Genomic DNA, 21,807 nt, shown 5'->3' on the forward strand with positions numbered 1-21,807 from the left:
CTGCCCCTTGTTCGGCCGAGGCTTGGGTTCACTTTACCGCGTGGCCCTACGTATCCTTGCCGAGCCCTTCAAGCAAGGGAACGAAACGCACGGGCCGCAACTCGTCATAATCGAAACCGTTCTCATCGCGTGTCACCTTGATCAGGCTCTGCACCGTGTCGGACCGTCCGACCGGAACCACCATGATACCGCCGATCTTCAGTTGGGCCAAGAGCGGCCCTGGCGGGTCTTCGGCAGCTGCGGTCACGATGATACGATCGAACGGGGCCTGATCGGGCAGGCCAAAGCTGCCATCCGAGGTCATTGCAATGATATTGTTGATGTCGAGCGAGGCAAACAGGGCAGAGGCCTCCTGAACCAGCCGCCGGTGCCGGTCGACCGTATAGACCCGCCTTGCCAACTGGCTCAGAATAGCCGCCTGGTAGCCCGAACCGGTGCCGACTTCGAGAACCTTGTCACGCGGGGAAACGGCAAGCGCCTGCGTCATGAGCCCAACCACCGATGGTTGCGAGATCGTTTGACCACAGGCAATCGGCAACGGCATGTCCTCATAGGCGCGCTCGGCAAAAAGCCCGCGAACAAAAAGCCCGCGGTCGATCTTTTCCATCGCTGCCAGAACCTGCTGATCGGTCACCCCTTTTGAGCGTAGCGCGAAAAGAAACCGCATCTGGCGTTCCGCGATATCGCGTGAGTCACTCATTCGATCGCCTTGAGGGTGTCGAGTACGTCATGTGCTGTCAGATCGGCGCGCATTGGGGTAACGGATATGTAACCATCCAGATTTACATTGGCATCCGTTCCCGGTGCCGTCGGCCTGTGCTGTTCGCCCCCTCGAACCCAAAGGAACTTTCGTCCCGACGGGGAATGATGCGGTTCTACCGTGAAGCGCGTATGTTCGCGAAAGCCCTGCGCCGCGGCCCGCACACCTGCGACCGACGCCGCCCCGACCGGTGGAAAGTTGATGTTGTAGAACAACTGGTAATCCGAGGTCTCTTTGGGGTTGGTGCTCAGAACGCGCCGGATCACATCGGCCCCATGCGCACGTGCGGCCTCGAACGGATCATCGGCGTGGACATTCTGCGGTCCGAGATATTGCGACAGCGCAAAAGACGTGATGCGTTGAAGCGCGCCTTCCATGGCACCGCCCAGCGTGCCGGAGTAAAGCGCGTTCTCGGCCGAATTGTTGCCGCGGTTCACGCCGGAAAGGATCAGGTCCGGACGGTCCCCCATCACGTCATGCAGCCCGGCCATGACGCAATCGGCGGGGCTGCCTTCGGCGGCATAGCGGCGCTCGCCCATCTTGGCGATCATCATCGGATGCGTGTAACTGATGCAATGGGCCACGCCGGATTGCTCGAAAGCCGGGGCAACAGTCCAGACCTCGCCATCGGACCCTGCAAGCTCGGTTGCGATCTCGTGCAGCACTGCAAGCCCGGGTGCGTTGATTCCGTCGTCATTTGTGATGAGAATACGCATGATCGGCCCTTTGATTGCTCATTCTATAGCTGTTCTGCCCTGCCATGAACCAGACAAAACGGCATGCGTGCACGACCGGTTAAGAAGTTCGTCAGGATTTGTGTCTATTTGTCTTCACCGCGCACGTCGCGCAGTTCGGTGATCTGCAATAGCCGCAGTGCTTCATCCCGTGGCGCGGCCAAAGGGACGCGATCCTCGCCGGGGAAAAAACGGGCACGCGTGGCCGTTGCCATGGGTTGGGGGGTGAGAATATGCACCTGCGTCTTAGACTTGGCTTTTTCCGCCGCCCAGCTTTTGGCAAGGGCAATCTGTGCAGCCTTCGTGGCCCCGTAGGCGCCAAAGAATTTTTCGCCGGCATGCGGATCATCAAAGAAAAGTGCCGTGCCATTTTCGCCGAGCAAGGGGGCGACAAAGGCAATCAACGTGCCGCTCGCCGCGACATTGATCGAGACAGATTTGTCCCAGTCTTTCGCGTCTATATGATCCGCTGGTGACAGGGGGGCCGCGTGGATCGCACAATGCGCCCAGATATCGACCTTGCCCCATCGATCGTAGATCGATCTGCACAACTGGGCCATGGCATCCGCCTTTGCGATATCCATCGGGGCCAGTGTCGCATTGCCGCCTTTTGCCTGAATGCGATCATCCAACTCTTCCAGCGCGCCTGTGGTGCGGGCGACAGCTACGATGTGATGGGTATTGCAGAGGGCTTCTGCAAGCCCTGCTCCAAGACCACGGGACGCACCGGTTATGAGAGCGATCTTCTTTTCCATGCTCGTGGTGTGGGCGGATTGACGGCCGACGTCAAGGGGGCAGGGGACTGTGTGCGGCGTCTCGTCCAGCACGGGCCGAAACCCGCACCGCAAGGTGAATCAGGGCAAATGCAGCACTTTTGTTCTGCTCCCTGACGCGATCGCGATGGCGCCGTTGCCGATCGCGGTCACCTTGCCGCCCAAGGCGTCATCGCCCAGCTCTACGCGCTGCACCCGACCTGAAGGCCCACGCAAGAGTGCGCCCGGGGAATCTTCGTTGCCAAAAGTGCCGATAAGCACCGTCCGACCACGGGGCAATGTGCCGCGCGATGTGGCAAGAGCGCCGACGTTCGCGGCGCTGTCTGAGATTGGTTGCTGATCGGACATTTTGGGCTTGGGTTCCTTTTGGCTGGTTGGGAAACCGGCCATAGGCCCAAAACGAACGCGCTTAAAGCGCCGAGTGTGGCGCCTGTTTCGCATGCGCAGAAAAACGCCAATCGGTGGTCTGGTTACTCGGCGGCTTTCAACTCGAAACCTTTTTCGATCATGTCCGAAGGGGCCACCGGATATTCCCCTGAGAAACAGGCATCGCAATATTGCGGACTATTTGCATCGCGTCCGCTCGCTTCGCCAACCGCGCGGTAAAGACCGTCCAGCGAAACGAACTTGAGGCTGTCAACATTAAGATGTTGACGCATTTCCTCTTCGCTCATGGTTGCCGCTAGGAGCTTTTCGCGTTGCGGCGTATCGACGCCATAGAAACAGGGCCAAGCCGTTGGCGGGCTGGCGATTCGGAAATGAACTTCCCGCGCGCCGGCATCGAGGATCATCTCCTTGATCTTGCGGCTGGTGGTTCCACGCACGACGCTGTCATCAACCAGAACGACGCGCTTGCCGCGAACCAGTGCACGATTGACATTCAGCTTGAGCCGGACACCCATGTTGCGGATCTGTTCGGTCGGCTCGATGAAGGTGCGCCCCATATACTGGTTGCGGATGATGCCCATCCCGAAAGGGATACCGCTTTCATGGGCATAGCCGATGGCCGCCGGCGTTCCGCTGTCGGGCACCGCGCAGATGATATCGGCCTCGACCGGGGCCTCACGCGCCAATTCGACGCCGATCTGCCGCCGAGTTTCATAGACTGACCGACCGCCGATGATGCTGTCCGGACGCGAGAAATAGACATGCTCGAAGACACAGAACCGTGACTTTTGGCGACGAAACGGAAAATGGCTTTCAACACCGTCGTCATCGATCACGACCATTTCGCCGGGTGCAATCTCACGCTCGAATTCGGCGCCGATGATATCGAGTGCGCAGGTCTCCGAGCTAAGCACCCATCCATCACCGATTCGGCCCATGACCAACGGGCGGACGCCCAACGGATCACGCACGCCGATCAATTTGCTCTGCGTCATCGCAACAATCGAAAACGCCCCTTCGACCCGGCGCAGCGCATCCTGCATCCGCTCGGGGATGTCGCGTTGCAAGGACCGCGCCATCAGGTGAATGATGCATTCGCTGTCCGAAGAACTTTGGAAGATCGAGCCGCGCTCGATCAATTCACGGCGCAAGGCTTCGGCATTGGTGAGATTGCCATTATGCGCGATGGCGGCGCCGCCCATCGAGAACTCGCCGAAAAACGGTTGCACATCACGGATTTGCGCAACTTTCGAACCCGCCGTGGAATAACGCACATGGCCGATCGCCAATGGGCCGGGCAGGGTCTCCATCAATGATTGCTTGGTAAAATTATCACGGACATATCCGAAACGTCGGGCCGAATTGAAACCCTCATCGGCATCGTGACTGACGATTCCACCGGCTTCCTGCCCACGATGCTGCAACGCATGCAGGCCAAGCGCCACAAAATTCGCAGCATCCGTCAAACCGATCACGCCAAAGACGCCGCATTCTTCTTTTAGCTTGTCATCGTCAAAAGGGTGGGCAGGGGGCATGGGGCGGGACAAGACTGGTGGCTCCGAATCCATCACTTCGCGTGCTCCCCTCTTATTAGGTCTGGCGGCCGGTGTCACGAAAGGATCACAATTTATCGCAGATGAGGTCGGTGTCGCCTCGTCACGCATTACTGGCCCGATGAACAAGTGCCGACGAGCTCTTCATATTGCCGTGTGATCCAGCCAAGCGCCTGTTGCGGATTTCCGTCCTCGATGCGGCCGGTCAGTTGGGCAAAGACCCGATGAGACCGGCTATCGTCGATCATCTGGATATCCTGGCTGGCGACTACGGTCTCATAAACGAAAAACGCGATCGCGATCAGCAGGACACCACGGAATACGCCGAACAAAAAACCTGCGCCTTGATCCAACCCGCCCAGGGCAGAACGCTGGACCAGGGATGCAAAAAGCGGCGTGAAAAGCGATGCGATGACAAGCGCAAGTGCAAAAATCGCGGCAAAACCCGCGATCATGGACAATTCGCAACTATCTGACAGGAAACTGCCGACAACCGGGATTTCCTTGACCAGGGGTTGAACCTGCGGCGCGAAGATGAAAGCGACAACTGCCGCAACGATCCACCCCGCAATGGCGAGCGCTTCACGGACAAAACCGCGGGAATAGGCCAGAAGAGCCGAGATCACGATGACCAACGCGACGCCACCGTCGACTAGGGTAAAGCCTTCCATGTCTGTCCTTTTCTCTTTTTTCCCGATGTCAGCCTGCGCCGAACATGTCTCCTACAAAACCTGTCAGGTCGCCGAAACGGTTCAGGCTGAGGCCCGGAATATCGACAGATTTTCCGCCTGACGGAATGATGGCCGAGGTGAAACCAAGTTTTTGCGCTTCTTTCAACCTGTTTTCGCCTTGTGATGCCGCGCGCAGGGCGCCGGATAGACTGATTTCGCCGAAAATAACCGTATCCGTTGGAAGGCTTGTATCCTCGCGCGCGGACAAGAGCGCGGCAGCAACGGCAAGATCCGCGGCGGGTTCCGAGATTTTCATCCCGCCCGCGACGTTAAGATAGACGTCGAGGCCGGCAAAGGGAATACCGCAACGCGCTTCGAGCACGGCAAGGATCATCGAAAGACGACCGCCATCCCATCCGACCACGGTTCGCCGTGGCTGGGAGAGTGAAGAAGGGGCGACAAGGGCTTGAAATTCAACGAGAAGAGGCCGCGTTCCTTCGATTCCAGCGAAAACGGCCGAACCGGGAGAGGGGTCGCCCCGTTCGGAAAGAAACAGGGCCGACGGGTTGGTGACCTCGGCCAGCCCGCTGCCGGTCATCTCGAACACGCCGATTTCATCGGCGGGGCCGAAGCGGTTCTTGACGGCGCGCAGGATGCGGAACTGATGGCCGCGCTCACCCTCGAAATAGAGCACCGTATCTACCATGTGCTCGACGACGCGGGGGCCCGCGATTTGACCGTCCTTGGTCACGTGGCCGACGAGAATGACCGAAATGCCCATGCGCTTGGCGAAACTGGTCAGCTCATGCGCGGCGGCCCGCACTTGCGAGACCGATCCGGGGGCGCTTTCTACATTGTCGGCCCACATCGTCTGGATCGAGTCGATGATGACGAGGCCCGGGCGTTCGGCTTCGAGCGTGGTCAGGATGTCGCGCAGGTTGGTTTCGGCAGCAATCTGCACCGGCGCATCCATGAGGTTGAGCCGGGCCGCCCTCATGCGTATCTGGGCGCTGGCCTCTTCACCGGAAACATATATTGTTTTCATGCCCTTACGAGCGAAAGCCGCGGTCGCTTGCAAGAGCAGGGTGGACTTGCCTATGCCGGGATCGCCGCCGACAAGAATCGCCGAGGCCGGCACAAGGCCGCCGCCGAGGACGCGATCAAGCTCGTTCAGCCCGCTTTCGCTGCGCGGGGGTGGGGACTCCTGTGTGCCAAGGTCGCTCAGTGTCACCGAGGCGCCGCGGCGTGTTCCAAGCGATTTTGAAGCGGGGCCGCTGGACAGCGGGCGCTCTTCGATAATGGAATTCCACTGGCCGCACGAATCGCAGCGGCCGGACCATTTGGTGGAATGTGCGCCGCAGGCGGTGCAGGTGAAACTCGGGTTTTTCGCCATGCTTTGCGTGATGCATGAGCCGGTGCGTCGCGTCAAACCACAAAAGGAAAAAAGAATCTTCAATCCAGCATGCCTGGGAAACCTTAACATCGATCTTTGCATGCGCGCGGGTCCCGTTTCGTCGCGCGCGGCGGGGGTTTCGTGTCGATGCCGATTGATTCTGCCTGGCGTCTGGGACGTGAATTCCTGCTCTTAAGCAGCTGTTCTTGATAGAATTTTACGTTCCGTCAACATGCCCACGGCGAGGGTGGCGAGGATGCAGGCGGTGAAGAGGTAAAGGCCCCAGGCGGTTTCGACCCGGCCGATGCCGATGCCTTTGATCACGGTGATGTAGAGCGCGATCAGGAAAATGTCGGCCATGGCCAGCTTGCCCAGAAGATGCAGCACCGGAAGAAGTCGGGGAGAGAGCAGGTCAAAATGCACCAATGCCAGGCCGATGGTCTTGAGATACGGGGCGAACAGGGCAAGGAACGTGACGGCCAAAGCCAGGAAAACATCAGTTTTCCAAAGGGTTTGCAGGCCGGAGATGACGCTGATCTCGCTTGTGCCAAAGAGCGGCAGGTTGATGCCCGCGCGCATCAGCGGAGCAAACCACGCGATCGGGAAAAGCACGATCAGGGACAGGTTGACGAGCCGCAGCATGGCGCCCTCCGAAGGTAGGTTCGGCGTGTGTTTACGTGGTGCGGACCGGCCGGGCAAGATGTGCGTTAACCTCTGGAGATGGGCGCGAATCGGGGGGGTGACATCCGGCTGCCGCGCGGCTGTTCCCCGGCTGCCGGGGCGCGCGGGCATGCGCAACTGGCGGAAAATCGGCCAAACGTGACCCCACCGTGACGGTGGTTGCGTTTCGGGAAATAGCCGCATCGCAAATGCCCTGCCGCGCTTCGCGCTCTCGGGACATTTGCGATTCATGATGTATCCGGTATTTCCCGAAACGCTTTAACGAACCGCCTCGATCGGGCCGGTCGCGCGCCCGTTGATGAACTGGTCGAGATAGGGATCGCCGGAATTGTCCATCCCGGTCACCGGCCCGGTCCATTTGATCACCCCGTCATGCAGCATCGCCACGTTGTCGGCAATGGCGCGCACCGAGGACATGTCATGGGTGATGGTCATCGCCGTGGCGCCCATCTCGACCACGATTTCGCGGATCAGGTCGTTGATCACGCCGGCCATGATCGGATCGAGCCCGGTGGTGGGCTCGTCGAAAAAGATGATCTCGGGTTCGGCGGCGATGGCGCGGGCGAGGCCGACGCGTTTCTGCATGCCGCCCGAAAGCTCGGCCGGGAAGAGATCGGCGGTTTCCGGTTTCAGACCGACACGGCGCAGTTTCTCGATGGCGATGTCGCGGGCCTCGGGTTTGGGGCGTTTGAGCGAGCCGCGCAGCAGGCGGAAGGCGACGTTCTGCCAGACCGGGAGGGAATCAAAGAGCGCGCCGCCCTGGAACAGCATCCCGAAGCGGGCGAGAAAGGCGTCGCGGTCGCCCGCATGCACGTCCTTGCCGTCGACGGTGATGGTGCCGCTGTCGGGTTCGATGAGGCCGAGGATGCATTTCAGCGCCACCGACTTGCCGGTGCCCGAGCCGCCGATGATGACAAGCGACCTGCCGCGCGGGATCGAGAGGGTCACGCCGCGGAGCACCTTGTTGGCGCCGAAAGCCTTGTGGACGTTCTGAAGTTCGATCATCGGCGGACCATGTGGTTGAGGGCGACCGGGGCTCTGCCCCGGACCCCGAGGTATTTCGAGCCAGATGAAGACCGGGGCGGGCGTGGCGTGTGCCTTGGGTATGGGACAAGCGGGTGGGTCATGCCGAGAAGAAGAGTTCGGTGAGGATGTAGTTGGCGGCGAGGATCAGCACGCTTGCGGCGACCACGGCGGATTTTGTGGCGCGCCCCACACCCTGCGCCCCGCGGCCCGATTGCATGCCGTAGAAACAACCCATCGTGGCGACGATGAAGCCGAAGACCGCGCCCTTGATCATGCCCGAGACCACATCCCAGAGTTCGAGGAAGTCGGCGGTGTTCTTGAGATAGGCGGCGGCGTTGAATTCAAGCCGCGTGATGCCGACGAGGTAGCCGCCCATGATGCCGATGGAATCGCCCACCGCGACGAGGATCGGCACGGCGAGGGTGGCGGCGAGAACGCGGGGCAGGGTGAGGTATTTCATCGGGTGGGTCGAGAGCGTCACCAGCGCGTCGATCTGTTCGGTGACTTTCATCGTGCCGATCTCGGCGGCGATGGAGGAGGCGACGCGCGCGGCGACCATGAGCCCGCCCAGCACGGGGCCAAGTTCGCGCGCCATGCCGATGGCGACGATCGAGGGCACCACGGATTCGGCGTTGAAGCGTGATCCGCCGGCATAGATCTGGAGCGCCAGCGCGCCGCCGGTGAAGAGCGCGGTCAGCCCCACCACGGGCAGCGAGAGCCAGCCGATCTGGACCAGCGCATGAAGAAATTCGCGCCCGTAAAAGGGCGGGCGAAAGAGATGGGTGACGGTCGAGAGCGCAAAGAGCGCGACCCGCCCGATCAGGGCGAGCGCCGACAGGATGGTGCGGCCCAGGGTGGCGAGGGGGGCGGTCAGGCTCATCCGCCGCTATAGCGCCGGTCGTAGCGCGCCCCCAGGGAGGTGAGGATCTCGTAGCCGATGGTCTGGGCCGTGTCGGCGACATTGTCGATCGGTTGATGTTCGCCGATCAGGGTCAGCTCGGCCGGGTCGGTGCCAAGGTGGGTGACGTCGATGCCGATGAGGTCCATCGAGACGCGGCCGAGGATCGGGCAGGGGGTGGCGCCGAAATGGAACTGGCCGCGATTGGTCAGGATTCGGTGGATGCCGTCGGCGTAGCCGCCCGAGACGGTGGCGACGCGGGTCGGCTCGGTCGCGGTCCAGGTGTTGCCGTAGCCGACGGTTTCGCCCGGTTCGAGATCGCGGGTCTGGATCACCGGCAGGTCGAGGCGCACCACGGGTGCGGCCGCTTCGAACGGGCGCCCGCCATAGAGGCCGATGCCCGGGCGGGTGATGTCGAAGTGATAGTCCTCGCCCAACAGGATGCCGCCCGTCGCGGCGAGCGAACGCGGGAGTTGCAGCCCCTCGGTCATGGCGTGGAACTGGTCGAGTTGCTGGCGGTTCATCGGGTGGTCGGGTTCGTCGGAACAGGCGAGATGCGACATGATGAGCGTCGGGTTCTGCGCCACGGCGATGTCGCGCAGGGCGGACCATTCGGCGGCTTCCATGCCGAGGCGGTTCATGCCGGTGTCGAGCTGGATGCCGAACTGCGCCCCGGGGAGCGATTCGAGATGGCGCAGGAGTTGATCGTAGGAATTGATCATCGGCGTGAGGTCGAGATCGCCGATCATGTCGGTATCGCCCGGCATGTGGCCCGACATCACGTTGATCTCGGGGCCCGGCCCGAGGGTCTGGCGCAGGGTGGCGCCTTCTTCGGCGACGGCGACGAAAAAGCGGCGCACCCCGGCGCGGGCCAGCGCGCGCGCCACCCGGGCGATGCCCAGCCCGTAGCCATCGGCCTTGACCACCGCGGCGGCCTCGCCGGTGGTGTGGTCGGCAAGTGTGCGCCAGTTCTGTACCAGCGCGTCGAGGTCGATTGTGAGTTTTCCGGTCGCCATGCCGGGTTCATGCCATGGATTGGCGCAGGGTCAAGGGGAAACCGGGCGCTCATGGTTCCAGCCAGTAGCGTTGCATGTTGCGGTGCCATATTTTCTCGCCGATGAGGCAGTCATAGGCGGCGACCGGGATCACGCGGGGCGTGGCGGGCGGTGCGAGACCGGCGATTTCGAGAACCAGCTTGCGGCGCACGGCGTGGGCGAATTCCTGCCAGTCAAGCACCGGGATGACAAAGGCGCCGGGGCCAGCGATGACACAGTTGCGGTAATAGGCGTCGAGATCGGGAATGCCCCAGCGGTCGGACATCGCATCGCGGGTCATCAGCGGCAGGCCGTTGATGATGATGCCCCGGGCCAGTGCCCGATCGCGGGCGGCGGTGACGGGCGGGCCGTCATTGTTGGGCCCGTCGCCCGATACATCAATAACGCGGCGCAAGCCTTTGAAATCGCTGTTCTCAAGGTGAGTAATGGAAAAGTCGAGCGCGGAGGAGATCGAGGTCTGGCGCAGGGTGGTTTCGAAATTGGCGTGGATGATCTCGGCCACGCGCGCTGCATCCTCTGCGCTGGCGATGCGGGTCCAGGGCACGACCACGCGATGTGACCCCGCGCCGGCCCATTCGACATAGCTGAGCGCGATGGTGCCGATCATGCCGCCGGTGATGGCCGCGATCACCTCGGGGCTTTGCAGGGCTTCGGCATAGCCGCGGCGCTGGATCTCGAGCTCGTGAAACTGCATCGAGCGCGAGACGTCGACCGCGAGGAGCAGCTTCACATCGACCTCTTCGGCGCGCAGTGGCAGCGCCAGACAGAGCAGGAGGGCAATCAGGGCACGCATGGCCCCATTGAGGCGCGGCGGGGTGCGGCTTGTCGAGTTACATTTGCGCAGGATCAGGGTTACCGGGCGGTGGAATGCCACCAGATGCGCACGTCGGTGGCTTTTCCGGCGGTGTCGAACCGGCCGAGGAGCGTGCCGTCGAGGATCATGCGCGGCAGCGGATCGCCGGGCGCGCGGTCGGGCAGGCCGGTGCCGGTGGAGCGGGCCCAGATCTCGAACAGTTCCTCCGAGGCGACCTGATATTCGACGTGCCAGTGGGCAAAGCCGCCGGTCGGGGTTTCGCCCAGAACCTCGTAGGAAAGCGAGATGTCTTCCTGCAGCTTGATCCGGTCCCAATAGGTCTTGCGCGCCTCGAAGCTGTCCTGCACCTGGAAGGGGGTGTTCCAGTATTGGCCGGTTTCGGTGAAGAGCGCGGCAAAACCTTCGCTGTCGCGGTTCTCCCAGACCCGTTTGTAGGCGGCCATGAAATCATGGATCGACATCTCAGAAATCGCCCGCATCGCCCTGTTGCCATGGTTTGACGAGGTTTCCGAAGCGGGTGAATTCGCTTTCGAAACTGAGTTCGATCGAGCCGATCGGGCCGTGACGCTGTTTGCCGATAATCACCTCGGCCTTGCCATGCAGCCGCGACATGCGGTCCTGCCATGAGGCCATTTCATCGAGCTTTTCATCGGATGGTTTTTCGCGTTCGACGTAATATTCCTCGCGGAAGACGAACATGACCACGTCGGAATCCTGTTCGATCGAGCCGGATTCGCGCAGGTCGGAAAGCTGCGGGCGCTTGTCCTCGCGGCTTTCGACCTGCCGCGAAAGCTGACTAAGGGCGATGACGGGGATGTTGAGTTCCTTGGCGATGGCCTTGAGGCCCATCGAAATCTCGCCGATCTCCTGCACCCGGTTATCGGCCATGCCGCGCACCAGTTGCAGGTAGTCGACGATCAGCAGGTCGAGCCCGTGGGTGCGTTTGAGACGCCGCGCCCGTGCGGCCAATTGGGCAATCGGGATGGCGGCGGTGTCGTCGATGAAAAGCGGGCAGGATTCAAGGGTCTTGGCCGCGTCGACGAAACGGCGGAATTCGCCCTCGTCCATGTCGCCCTGGCGGATCTTGTGGCTCGAGATTTCCGAGGCTTCGGCGAGGATGCGGCTGGCGAGTTGTTCGGCGCTCATTTCGAGCGAGAAGAAGCCGACGACGCCGCCATCGAGCGCGCCCTCGGTGCCATCGGGGCGGACGCCGCGGCGATAGGCCTTGGCCACGTTGAAGGCGATGTTGGTGGCAAGCGAGGTCTTGCCCATCGAGGGGCGCCCGGCAAGGATCAGGAGGTCGGATTTGTGCAGCCCGCCGAGTTTCTTGTCGAGGTCAACGAGCCCGGTGGCGATGCCGGCGAGGCCGCCGTCGCGCTGATAGGCCGCGTTGGCGACATTGACCGCATCGGTGACAGCCTTGAGAAAGCTTTGAAAGCCGCCCTCGGCCTGGCCCTGTTCGGCAAGTTGGTAGAGCGCCTGTTCGGCCTCGACGATCTGTTCCCGGGGTTCCGAGCCGACCTCGACCTTGGCGGCCTTTGCGGCGATGTCCTGACCGAGGCGGATGAGATCGCGGCGCACGGCGAGGTCATAGATGAGCTGGGCGTAATCCTTGACCGCGAAGGCCGAGATTGCCGCCCCGGCGAGCCGGGCGAGATAGGCCGGGCCGCCCAGTTCCTTGAGCCCGTCGTCATCCTCGAAGAAGGCCTTGAGCGTGACCGGAGAGGCGAGGTTGTTCTTGGCGATGCGAGCGGCAGCGGTTTCAAAGATGCGGGCATGGACCGGATCGTAGAAATGCTGCGGCCCGATGATCGAGGCGACCTTGTCGTAGATGTCGTTGTTGGTGAGGATCGCGCCCAGCAACTGCTGTTCTGCCTCGATCGAATGCGGAATCGAGTCGGGACTCTGAATCTCCGCCCCGGTCGGGTTGAAGGCTGCGATCTCGTTCATGCCTGTCCTCTTGGTGTATGTGGTCCATCCCCTGATCGGACCTGAGTGTTCTAGCCCTATCGGAGCGGGCGCGCCAATCGGGAAAAGTCTGTGGAGATCTGCCGGACAAACCGGTGGAAAAGGCTTTTCGCCGATCTTGTTGCCAAGATAGGGTTGCTCGGTGGGAACTTAACACAAGATCTATGGTGGGTCAGTGATTCTCGTTTCCGGGTTATCCCGGCTTATCCCCAGCAATTTTATTTCTTGTTTTCTTCCTGCCACTTGCGCGGATCGTCGAGGAAGGATTCGACCCCGGCAAGCGTTTCGGAATCAAACGCACCCTGGGCACGGGCCTCGGCCAGAACGTCGCGCCATGTGCACAGGTGGTGCAGGGTGATGCCGTGATCGCCCAGCGTCTTTTCGGTTTCGGGGAAGATGCCGTAATAGAAGATCACCGCGGTGTGGGCGCAGGTGGCGCCGGTGTCGCGGATCGCGTCGACGAAGCTGAGCTTCGAGCCGCCATCGGTGGTGAGATCCTCGACCAGAAGCACGCGCTGGCCCTCGCTCATGGCGCCTTCGATGCGGGCGTTGCGGCCGTAGCCCTTGGGCTTTTTTCGCACATAGGTCATGGGCAGGCTCATCCGTTCGGCCACAAGGGCCGCGAAGGGAATGCCCGCCGTCTCGCCGCCGGCGATGTTGTCGAACGCCTCGAAACCGGCGTTGCGCATCACCGTGACGGTGAGGAAATCCATCAGCGTGGAGCGGATGCGGGGAAAGGAGATCAGCTTGCGGCAGTCGATATAGGTCGGGCTGGGCAGGCCGGAGGCGAGGGTGAACGGCTCGCGCGCGTTGAAATGGACGGCCTCGATTTCCAGCAGCATGCGGGCAGTGAGGCGGGCGATTTCGTCCTGGGCGGGGTAGGTGGAGGGGATCATTGGGTCGGCCTTTGTTCTGGTGCAGGGCGCCGGGGGGCCAGCCCCCCGGACCCCCCGAGGTATTTGGGGTCAGATGAAGGGGATCAAGGGGTGCTCCAATAGACCGGGAAGCCCGGATCGAAGACGGTGACGGGGCCATCGCCGGTTTCGATCTTTGCCGGGAAGGTCGTGGGCGTGTCGGATTTGGTGAGAGTGAGGGTCGTCTCGTTGGGCGGCAGGCCATAGAAGGCGGGACCGTTGAGCGCGGCGAAGCCTTCGAGCCGGTCGAGCGCGTTTTCCGCCTCGAACACATGGGCGAGCAGGGCCATGGTGTTGGTGGCGGTGAAACAGCCCGCACAGCCGCAGCCGGTTTCCTTGGCCGCGTCGACATGCGGTGCGCTGTCGGTGCCCAGGAAGAACCGCGGGTCTCCGCCGGTGGCCGCTTTGCGCAGGGCGAGGCGGTGGGTTTCGCGCTTGGCCACGGGCAGGCAGTAGTAATGCGGTCGAATCCCGCCCACGAGGATGTGGTTGCGGTTGATGATCAGGTGGTGTGTGGTGATGGTGGCGCCGAGATCGCGGTCGGCGGAGCGGACGTAATCGACGCCGTCGGAGGTGGTGATATGTTCCATCACCACGCGCAGGCCGGGCGTGGCGCGGCGGATCGGGTCGAGCACGCGGTCGATGAACACCGCCTCGCGGTCGAAGATGTCGACATCGGGGTCGGTCACCTCGCCATGGACGCAGAGCGGGCAGCCGATCTCGGCCATCTTTTCCAGCACGGGGCGGACGCGGTCGAAATCCTGCACGCCGGAGGCCGAGTTGGTGGTGGCGCCAGCCGGGTAGAGCTTGACCGCGGTGACGAGGCCCGAGGCGTGCGCGGCGGCGAGGTCGTCGGGGTCGGTCTCTTCGGTGAGATAGAGCGTCATCAGCGGTGTGAAATCGGCGCCATCGGGCAGCGCCGCCATGATCCGCCCGCGATAGGCCATCGCCTCGGCCCCGGTCACGACGGGGGGCACGAGGTTGGGCATGATGATCGCGCGGGCGAAATGGCGCGCGGTTTCGGGCAGGACGGCGCGCAGCATCGCGCCATCGCGCAGATGCAGGTGCCAGTCGTCGGGGCGGCGGATGGTGAGCGTGGTCATGCCAGCCGATTAGCGCAAAGCGCAGGCGCTTTCCAGTGCTGTCAGAGCCGGGCGGGCGGGATTGCGAAATTTCCGTCCTGCGCCTCGCGTTCGAGCTGCTTGAGGCGGCGGGCGAAGCGCGGGGCATCATTGCGTCGGGCAAGCACGTTGCGGCAGAGCATGGTGGCGAGCCACGGCCGGTCCTGCCGGTCGATGGCGGCAAGCAGGCTGCGCAGATAGGGCGGGTGGTCGCGGCGGTCGCGCATCAGGCGGGCAAAGCTGGTCGTGTCGAGCGTGCCGTTCGCGGCCCGGTCGAGCAGGGCGACCAGATGGTTCATCTCGATCAGGTCGGACTGGATCGCCGAACCCATGAAGCGCATCCGGAATTTCGTGACATTGGGCCGGGTGAAGAGTGCCGCATGCATCGCGTCGAGCGTGACCTCGGGGTCGTAAAGCACGAAAGCCCGGTCTGCGGCGTCGATCATGTCGGGGGCGTAACCGTAGCGGTCGGTGAAAGAGATGCGGCGCATCTCGGTGAAACGATCGTCCCATTCGGTGACGCGCGGATCGAGCGTGGCCTGTGGCTGGATCGCGACCACGCGCGCACCCGGTGCCGCGACCGAGAAGGCGGCGGCGGCATATCCGCATGGGCCGGCGCCATAAAAGACGATGGTGTCGAACTCGTCGAAGAACCCGTCGTCGATCAGCCGGTCGAAATAGCCATAGACATTGCGATCGCGAAACCACGTATCACCTTCGGAGATCAGCGTGAGGCTGGACCAACCCAGCGTCCTGACACAATCCCATCCCAGTGGCTGTGCGCGCTCGGAGAGCGCGCGGATGCCCTGAAGTGTTTCGAAGCTGACCAGAAGGGTCGCGCCGGCATCGACAAAGGCGGCGAGATGATGTTTCCCGAGCGGTTGAAAATGGCCATGCTCTTCGGCCACGTCGGCAAGACGCGTGAGCCACGCGGCCTTGTCGAGATCGACCATGGGCGGCGTTTCGAATGTTTGCGGCTTATCCTGCATCGTGACTGCCTTTGCCTCGCCGGGCTGCGATACGCGCAGATGCCGACCTTTTGCTGGGTCAGTAATTATGCATGGATTCGGGCGGAATTGAGAAGAATCCGTGGGAATTTCAGGCTGTTTCCGGGCGGTTCAGCGGCGCGGCCCGGTGGTCGTGGTTGTGGTCGTGGCCGCGTCGCGCGATTGGCCAAGACGGGCGTGATACAGAATGAGGCGCGCCTCTTCTGGACGCACGGGGCGCGAGGGCGGGGTTTGCAGAAGGCGGCCAAAAAGCGCGCGGTATGGTTCATCCTGCATCAACTCGTGAAACCGGGCCTTGCGCCATGCGACCGCCGCATCGTGTAGCGCGGCGAGCCCCGGGTCGGATTTGAGCGCGGCCAGCGCGGCATCGCGACGGGGGGCCAGGGCGGCGATGGTGGTGTCGGTTTCGGTATTGTAGTTGCGCTCGACCCAGTAGTCGAGATCGAGCATATGGGCGTTGTGCACGGCCCGGCCCCGGTCGGCCTTGATCACGAAATTCTCCATCGAACCAAGGGGATAGTGATTGAGTTGAGCAAGGCCGTGATTGGGTCGGCCAAAGGGTGAAAAGATCTGGCGCGTGAGAAACTGGGATGGCAGTTCGCGCCCTTCGCCGTCGAACCAGCGCGCGCTGTGCAGCCGGTCGGGATCGGGTTTGCGTGGGCGGTGAACCCCGAGCTTGGCATACGTGTCGTCATTGCGAAACAGGGTCTTGAACATCGACGCGCGCCACGGCCAATACATCACCGCGGGGGCGGCGCGGGTGAACTGATCGGTCACCGGGCGATCCTCGTAGCGGACGATATCGGACGAGCCGAAGAGCCGCCAGGTGAGGGTGATGGCGCTGGCCTCGGGCAGGGCGGCCAGGAGGGCGGGGACGGTGTGATCGCCGACATGGATATTGATGAATTCATCCGCGTCGAGCGTGATGATCCAGTCGGCCGCCGCCACTTCGGGGCGTTTGTCGGCGAGTTTCATCGCCGTGAACTGAATACCGCCCTTGTCATGCGGGCCGTCATTGCGGACATGGGTCAGCAGGCCCATCTCGGCCAGCCGGTCGAGCATCAGATCGGTGCCGTCGTCACAATCGTTCGAGAATACGAGGAAATCGGTGATGCCGGCCGTCTGGTGATGAGCGAGCCATTCCAGGAGGTAGGCGGCTTCGTTGCGGACGGTGAGAACGGCGAGGATTTTCAAGGGTTCACAACCGACCATGAGCGACGAAAGACGATCACCTTGCGGTGCGACCAGCGCGGGAAATAGGTCAGTCCGGCGCGGTGCATCGCGTCAAAGACGGCGCGCACGCCCTCGGGGCCGATCCATTGCGGGTGCAACTCGATCACCGCGGCGCGCAGGCCCTCATAGTCAAGCGCGGGCAGGATGCTGGCCTCGGCGCCTTCGATGTCGCACACCAGAACGCTGGGCCGGATTTCGGTGAAGGTGTCGTTGATATCGCGCACGGCGACCTGTTCGGTCGAGGTGATCGCGGACTCGTCGGTGGCGGTCTTGTCGAGCGAGGAGGCCAACAGGTTCTTGCGCACGTAGAAATCGACCGGCCCGGAGGCCTTGGGGGCCAGCAGCGCGTTGTGCACGGTGGCGTTGGTGACGCCATTCTCGGAATGGACGCGGTGGATATAGTCGATCAGGTTGGGGTTGGCCTCGAAGCTGTGGATGGCCGTGACCGGCTTCTTGGTCGCGATCAGGGTGGACATGTAGCCGATGCCCGCACCGAGTTCGAGCACGGTGTCGCCCGCGCGCGCAACGCGCAGCACCGCTTCGGATTCGAGCTTTTCATAGGCGTTCTTGCGCAGCGACTGGCGGATGCGGGGACTGAGGATCGCGGGATCGTTGGGAAAGCGCAGCCCGCGCGATTGGATCAGGTCTGCTGCCGTGTCCGGCGGGTCAGCGCGTGGGGCGTCCATGTCAACTCTCCATATCGAGGGCGAGGGCGTAGGCGACGCGCTCGGTCTCGGTCAGTTTCAGCTTGAGCGCCTGGTCGTAAAGGTCCTGGAATTCGGGGATGGCGTGCAGTTCCTCGGCCTTGGCGCGGTGCCATGCGAGGCCCTTTTGATGCCAGGTGCGCAGGGTGTCGTCGGCCATGAGCCGGTCGTACTCGGCGCGCAGGCGAGGGATGTTGCGCTTGATCGTGATGTCGCGGAAATCGGACCAGTCCATGCGAATCCAGTAGTTGATCCCGATCGAGCGGTCGACGTGGAGCGCACGTCCGCGCTGGCGTTTTATGAGGAAGCTTTCGGCCGAGCGCAGCGCGTAGTGATTGAGTTGCAAGAGGTCATAGCCGATGGATTTCTTGGAGCTGCGCCAGCCGTTCTCGGCTGCCTCGCCGGTCATGTCGCGGCCCGATCCGTTGACCCATTTCACGCGGGACTTGAACGACTCGTCGAGCTTGTTGGGGCGGTGGCACGAGATCTTCTCGTAGGCGCCGATGTTGCGGAACATGGTCTTGAAGCCCCAGACGGTGTGCGGCTTGGGGCAGAACTTGGGGGCGCAGGTGTCGAACTGGTCGATGACGAAATCGTCGCTGAGCCGCGTCACGCCGTTATGGCCAAAGAGCCGCCATGTCATCGCGACATTGGTGGCGTCGGGCACGTGTTCGAAGAAATCATCCAGCGTGCCGTTGCCGCAGCGCACGTTGATGAATTCGTCGACGTCGATATGGGTGATCCATTCGGCATTGCGGATCACGCCTTCCTTGAGGGCCTGGTTGAGGGCGTATTGCTGGGGCGAGTTGCCTTTCCAGTTGTCGTTGTTGCGGTGCTGGAGCACGCCCATCTCTTGCAACCGGTCGAGGATTTCGGTCGTCCCGTCGGTGCAGTCGTTGGTGTAGATCAGGAAATTGTCGACGCCCATGGCGCGGTGATAGGCGACCCATTCGACGATATAGGGCGCCTCGTTCTTCATGCAGCCGACGATGACGTTGCCGGTGCTCCCGGGCAGCAGGGCGCGCGGTGGCACCGGGGTGTAGGCGGCGGCCAGTTCCTCTTCGTTCACCGCGCCCAGCCGGTTGTGCGGGGCAAAGGAGGAGTGCTGCAGCTTGGCGAAATTCTGTTTGGCGAGGGGGGGCAAGACGATCTGCGCGGTGGGGCTGAGGCCGGTGTCTGGTGTCGGGGTAACCGTGTCCGGTTGGGGCGTGGGGGTGGCGGGGTCGGTGCCGTTTTCGAGCCGGGCCAGCGCGTCGAGCTTGGCCTTGCGCTCCTCGCGCGTGGCCTTGTCGATGCGCCACATGAAACCCAAAAGATACTGCGAGGCACGATAGCCGTTGCCGGGGTCGACCTCTTGCCAGGCGGGCAGGGCGCGGTCGCGTTTGAGGCTGGTGGGGGTCAGTGCCGGGTGGGCCTTGACCAGGGCCTTGTTGGCGGGTTCGAATGCGCGGGAAACCTCGGCGAGACTGCCCGGAGCGATCGGGTCTCCGGGGATCTCGATCTCGGTGAGGAACTTGCGCCAAAGCATGCGCGGCAGCACCTTCTGGCGGCTGGACAGAACCTTGAGCAGCAATGCGTTGAGTTGCCGTGCCCGGGCCAGCCATGCCGCCGCGGGTTCCGGTGGGATGGTGTCGGGCGTGGCCTTGCCGATGGTGGGGGCGATGCCGAATGCGGCGCGGATTTCCTCGGTCACCTCGGACCCGTAAAAGAGTGCCGGATCATAGGGTCGCAGCGTGACCGCGCCGGGGCCGAACACCCCCTCCCAATGGCGCACCAGCCGGGGATAATCGAGCCAGAACGGCGGCGCCTGTGTCTCGAGAAACTGGCCCGCCTGCGGGTCGATGGCATGGGCGTCAAGCAGCGCGTCATCCCACCAGTCCGAGGTTCCGGCCATTTCAAGCTCAAGCTCGAGCGAGGCCGCGCGCCCTTCGAACACCTGCTCGGCATAGCGCCGTGCGAGAAGCCGCCCCTGTTCGTCGATATGGGCGAGGATGCGGATGTCGTCGGAGAGCGGCGCCAGCAGGGCGTGCAGCCGCTCAAGCTCGGACCGGCTGGCGAGGGAGCTGCCAAGTTGGCTGGCTGAGAGGATCATCAACTCGGGGCGGTGGGTTTCGACCTCGCGAGCGAGACCGGCGGCGACTTCGGCGTGGAGCGCGTCCTGTGCCTCGGGGAGGATGTAGCCGCGATTGAAGCGCAACGGGTCGATATGGGCGGGGTCGGTCACGGCCATGTAGAGCCGGGTGTGGTTCTTGCCCCCGGGCGAGCGCGGATAAAGCACACCCTTGGACAGCAATTGCTCGCGTTTCTGATCGAGCACCTGTTGCAGGCGCAACGCGCCGACCTGTTCGAGACCGATATGGACCACGATACGCATTACGCCACCCTGCCTGCCGTGTCATCGCCCTTGCGGGCCGTGTCGGGGTTGGCGTTGAGCCGCCCCCACCATGGAAGATCGTGGCCGAGAAAGGCCCCGATCCTGTTCGGCGCCTCGGGATCGGCGACATCGTATTCGAGGAACGCAGCGTCGCCTTCGAACACCTTGCGCAGAAAGGCGTGATGCGCGGCAATCCATTTGGCACGCTCATGCGTGGTCTGGCCATAGCCGCGCGGCAGGCCCGGCACGGTCAGGCGCGGTAGCCGCTCGGTGCCCATGTCGGACCAGCGCAGCATGCTCAGCGCCTGATCCATCGGGTCGCGGGACGAGGCGAGAAAGCGAACCTGCGGATGATGCTGGCGGATCGCGTCGATCACGCCCCAGTCGGTCTGGGGCCAGATCGACTGGCCGCGGCGCATCAGGCTGATCTCGGTGAAGGCGTTGAATTCATCCAGCGTTTCGAGCGGGTCGCCGGTGGTGAAATAGCCGTGATACATCTGCCCCGCGACAAAGCGCCCGCGCAGTTTGGGCCGGTCGGTGTCGCGCCGCCGGATGCGGTAGTCGGCCACGCTGAACCCGGCCTTGCGCAACGCATTGGCAAGCGTCGTGGTGCCGGATTTGGGCAGGCCGAGATTGACGACGATCAATTCGTTCATGAAGCCAGCCCCAGGTCGATCAGCATCGCTTCTTCCTCGGGGGGCAGTTTCGAGGCGCTGCGCAACTGCGCGCGCATCGCGCGATATTCTTCACGGGCCAGAAGCTCATCACGTTTGGCGATGTGGCGGGCGACGCATTCGTCATGCAGGGCGGCGATGTCGGGATCGCTTTTCATCTCGGCCAAGGCGTCGCGCAATGCGGGCAGGTAGCGTTGTATCGAGAGATCGGAAAAGGCATCGTCATTGCGCTCGCGCCAATAGGTGTCGTCGAAGGCGCGGTTCTCGCGGTTGACGTCGCCGCGGTCGTTCTTGACGAGATAGCTGTCGAGCGAACGCAGCGCGTAATGATTGAGCGTGGCAAACGCGCGCGCGCCCTTGGCCGGAAACCTGCGGATGCGGCGCGGATTGGCGGCGACAAGGAACCGATGCGACACCTCGCGGCCCGACCCGTCGGTCCATGCGGGGCGTTTCTTCTTTGGCAGCTTGTCGCGGAAAAACGGCCGGTGCGCGCCGTAATACTGCACCGGAAAATCGTGGCGCACCAGTGTCTTGACCTCGATCGCAGTTTCGCCACCCCACAGGTCGGGATTGTGCGAGCGGGTGAATTGCTCGATCACCGGCCGATCCTCGAAGGTGTCTATGTCGCAATTGGCGAAGAACTGGAAGGTGAGGGATATCGCCTGTGGATCGCCGCAGGCCGCGATCAGGGCCGGGATGGTGTGATCGCCCACATGGATGTTGAGAAACTCATCGACATCGGCGACCCAGAGCCAGTCGGCCTCGGTCACGATCTCGCGCTTCTTGGCGTCCTTGAGCGCCTCCATCTGGTAATTGCGCCCCTCGGCCGGGTTGGGCAGGTGCTGCACCATCCCGCGGGCCTGCAACGCATCGAGCAGCCGGTCGGTGCCGTCAGTGCAGTCGTTGGAGTAAAACAGGTGATCGGTCACGCCGATCAGGCGGTTGAACGCGATCCATTCCAGAAGGAACGGACCCTCGTTCTTGACGCAGGTGACGGCCGTTATGCGCATTGACGCACCCCCGCCCTTGTGCCGGAACCTTCACGCATGCCTCTGCCCGTCATTGCC

22 protein-coding genes are annotated in these 21,807 nt (G+C 62.9%); all 22 read right to left on the reverse strand.

Annotated elements, in window-relative coordinates; translation table 11 throughout:
* Nucleotides 1-46: 46 nt before the first annotated feature.
* On the reverse strand, nt 47-700 hold the full coding sequence (locus tag FLO80_RS01060; RefSeq protein ID WP_111362177.1) for a protein-L-isoaspartate(D-aspartate) O-methyltransferase: 654 nt from the start codon (nt 698-700) through the stop codon (nt 47-49).
* Nucleotides 697-1,476, reverse strand: coding sequence for a 5'/3'-nucleotidase SurE (gene surE, locus FLO80_RS01065; protein ID WP_111362176.1), 780 nt, complete (start codon nt 1,474-1,476; stop codon nt 697-699). The genes FLO80_RS01060 and surE overlap by 4 nt, the downstream gene beginning before the upstream one ends.
* A gap of 104 nt (nt 1,477-1,580) precedes the next feature.
* Entirely contained in the window at nt 1,581-2,249 is a 669-nt protein-coding gene (locus tag FLO80_RS01070) for an SDR family NAD(P)-dependent oxidoreductase (protein WP_111362175.1), read from the reverse strand.
* Between the two features lie 99 nt (nt 2,250-2,348).
* Nucleotides 2,349-2,615, reverse strand: coding sequence for a pilus assembly protein PilZ (locus FLO80_RS01075; protein WP_111362174.1), 267 nt, complete (start codon nt 2,613-2,615; stop codon nt 2,349-2,351).
* Between the two features lie 122 nt (nt 2,616-2,737).
* A complete protein-coding gene (purF, locus tag FLO80_RS01080) occupies nt 2,738-4,189 on the reverse strand; it encodes an amidophosphoribosyltransferase (RefSeq protein ID WP_111362173.1) in 1,452 nt (483 codons plus the stop codon).
* A gap of 128 nt (nt 4,190-4,317) precedes the next feature.
* Nucleotides 4,318-4,878 (reverse strand): CvpA family protein, encoded by a 561-nt coding sequence (locus tag FLO80_RS01085; RefSeq protein WP_111362172.1) that lies wholly within the window; start codon nt 4,876-4,878, stop codon nt 4,318-4,320.
* A gap of 28 nt (nt 4,879-4,906) precedes the next feature.
* The gene (gene radA, locus FLO80_RS01090; protein WP_111362394.1) at nt 4,907-6,271 is read right to left on the reverse strand and encodes a DNA repair protein RadA; all 1,365 of its coding nucleotides are present in this window, start codon (nt 6,269-6,271) and stop codon (nt 4,907-4,909) included.
* Nucleotides 6,272-6,463: 192 nt separating this feature from the next.
* Nucleotides 6,464-6,913 (reverse strand): paraquat-inducible protein A, encoded by a 450-nt coding sequence (locus FLO80_RS01095; protein ID WP_111362171.1) that lies wholly within the window; start codon nt 6,911-6,913, stop codon nt 6,464-6,466.
* 297 nt (nt 6,914-7,210) lie between these two features.
* On the reverse strand, nt 7,211-7,957 hold the full coding sequence (locus tag FLO80_RS01100) for an ABC transporter ATP-binding protein (protein ID WP_111362170.1): 747 nt from the start codon (nt 7,955-7,957) through the stop codon (nt 7,211-7,213).
* A gap of 118 nt (nt 7,958-8,075) precedes the next feature.
* A complete protein-coding gene (locus tag FLO80_RS01105; protein WP_111362169.1) occupies nt 8,076-8,858 on the reverse strand; it encodes an MlaE family ABC transporter permease in 783 nt (260 codons plus the stop codon).
* Nucleotides 8,855-9,892, reverse strand: a complete 1,038-nt coding sequence (gene alr, locus FLO80_RS01110) for an alanine racemase (RefSeq protein WP_111362168.1) — start codon at nt 9,890-9,892, stop codon at nt 8,855-8,857. Before alr ends, FLO80_RS01105 begins: the two co-directional genes overlap by 4 nt.
* A 49-nt stretch (nt 9,893-9,941) precedes the next feature.
* Nucleotides 9,942-10,724, reverse strand: coding sequence for a DUF1194 domain-containing protein (locus FLO80_RS01115; protein WP_111362393.1), 783 nt, complete (start codon nt 10,722-10,724; stop codon nt 9,942-9,944).
* Nucleotides 10,725-10,783: 59 nt separating this feature from the next.
* Nucleotides 10,784-11,224, reverse strand: a complete 441-nt coding sequence (locus tag FLO80_RS01120; protein ID WP_223145445.1) for a Cif family virulence factor — start codon at nt 11,222-11,224, stop codon at nt 10,784-10,786.
* The gene (locus FLO80_RS01125; RefSeq protein WP_111362167.1) at nt 11,208-12,695 is read right to left on the reverse strand and encodes a replicative DNA helicase; all 1,488 of its coding nucleotides are present in this window, start codon (nt 12,693-12,695) and stop codon (nt 11,208-11,210) included. Before FLO80_RS01125 ends, FLO80_RS01120 begins: the two co-directional genes overlap by 17 nt.
* A gap of 236 nt (nt 12,696-12,931) precedes the next feature.
* Nucleotides 12,932-13,609, reverse strand: a complete 678-nt coding sequence (locus FLO80_RS01130; RefSeq protein WP_111362166.1) for an orotate phosphoribosyltransferase — start codon at nt 13,607-13,609, stop codon at nt 12,932-12,934.
* 83 nt (nt 13,610-13,692) lie between these two features.
* A complete protein-coding gene (gene pyrC, locus FLO80_RS01135) occupies nt 13,693-14,730 on the reverse strand; it encodes a dihydroorotase (RefSeq protein ID WP_111362165.1) in 1,038 nt (345 codons plus the stop codon).
* Between the two features lie 41 nt (nt 14,731-14,771).
* Entirely contained in the window at nt 14,772-15,737 is a 966-nt protein-coding gene (locus FLO80_RS01140; RefSeq protein WP_111362164.1) for a phosphoadenosine phosphosulfate reductase, read from the reverse strand.
* Between the two features lie 129 nt (nt 15,738-15,866).
* Nucleotides 15,867-16,967, reverse strand: a complete 1,101-nt coding sequence (locus FLO80_RS01145) for a glycosyltransferase family 2 protein (RefSeq protein WP_111362163.1) — start codon at nt 16,965-16,967, stop codon at nt 15,867-15,869.
* A complete protein-coding gene (locus tag FLO80_RS01150) occupies nt 16,946-17,674 on the reverse strand; it encodes an FkbM family methyltransferase (RefSeq protein WP_111362162.1) in 729 nt (242 codons plus the stop codon). The genes FLO80_RS01145 and FLO80_RS01150 overlap by 22 nt, the downstream gene beginning before the upstream one ends.
* Before the next feature lies 1 nt (nt 17,675).
* Nucleotides 17,676-20,066: a glycosyltransferase family 2 protein gene (locus tag FLO80_RS01155; RefSeq protein ID WP_111362161.1), complete on the reverse strand. Its 2,391-nt coding sequence runs from the start codon at nt 20,064-20,066 to the stop codon at nt 17,676-17,678.
* Complete coding sequence (locus tag FLO80_RS01160; RefSeq protein ID WP_111362160.1) at nt 20,066-20,722, reverse strand: sulfotransferase; 657 nt, start codon at nt 20,720-20,722, stop codon at nt 20,066-20,068. The genes FLO80_RS01155 and FLO80_RS01160 overlap by 1 nt, the downstream gene beginning before the upstream one ends.
* Nucleotides 20,719-21,750 (reverse strand): glycosyltransferase family 2 protein, encoded by a 1,032-nt coding sequence (locus FLO80_RS01165; protein WP_111362159.1) that lies wholly within the window; start codon nt 21,748-21,750, stop codon nt 20,719-20,721. The genes FLO80_RS01160 and FLO80_RS01165 overlap by 4 nt, the downstream gene beginning before the upstream one ends.
* Nucleotides 21,751-21,807 lie beyond the last annotated feature (57 nt).

It is taken from the genome of Aquicoccus porphyridii (assembly GCF_008369105.1).
Classification (GTDB): domain Bacteria; phylum Pseudomonadota; class Alphaproteobacteria; order Rhodobacterales; family Rhodobacteraceae; genus Aquicoccus; species Aquicoccus porphyridii.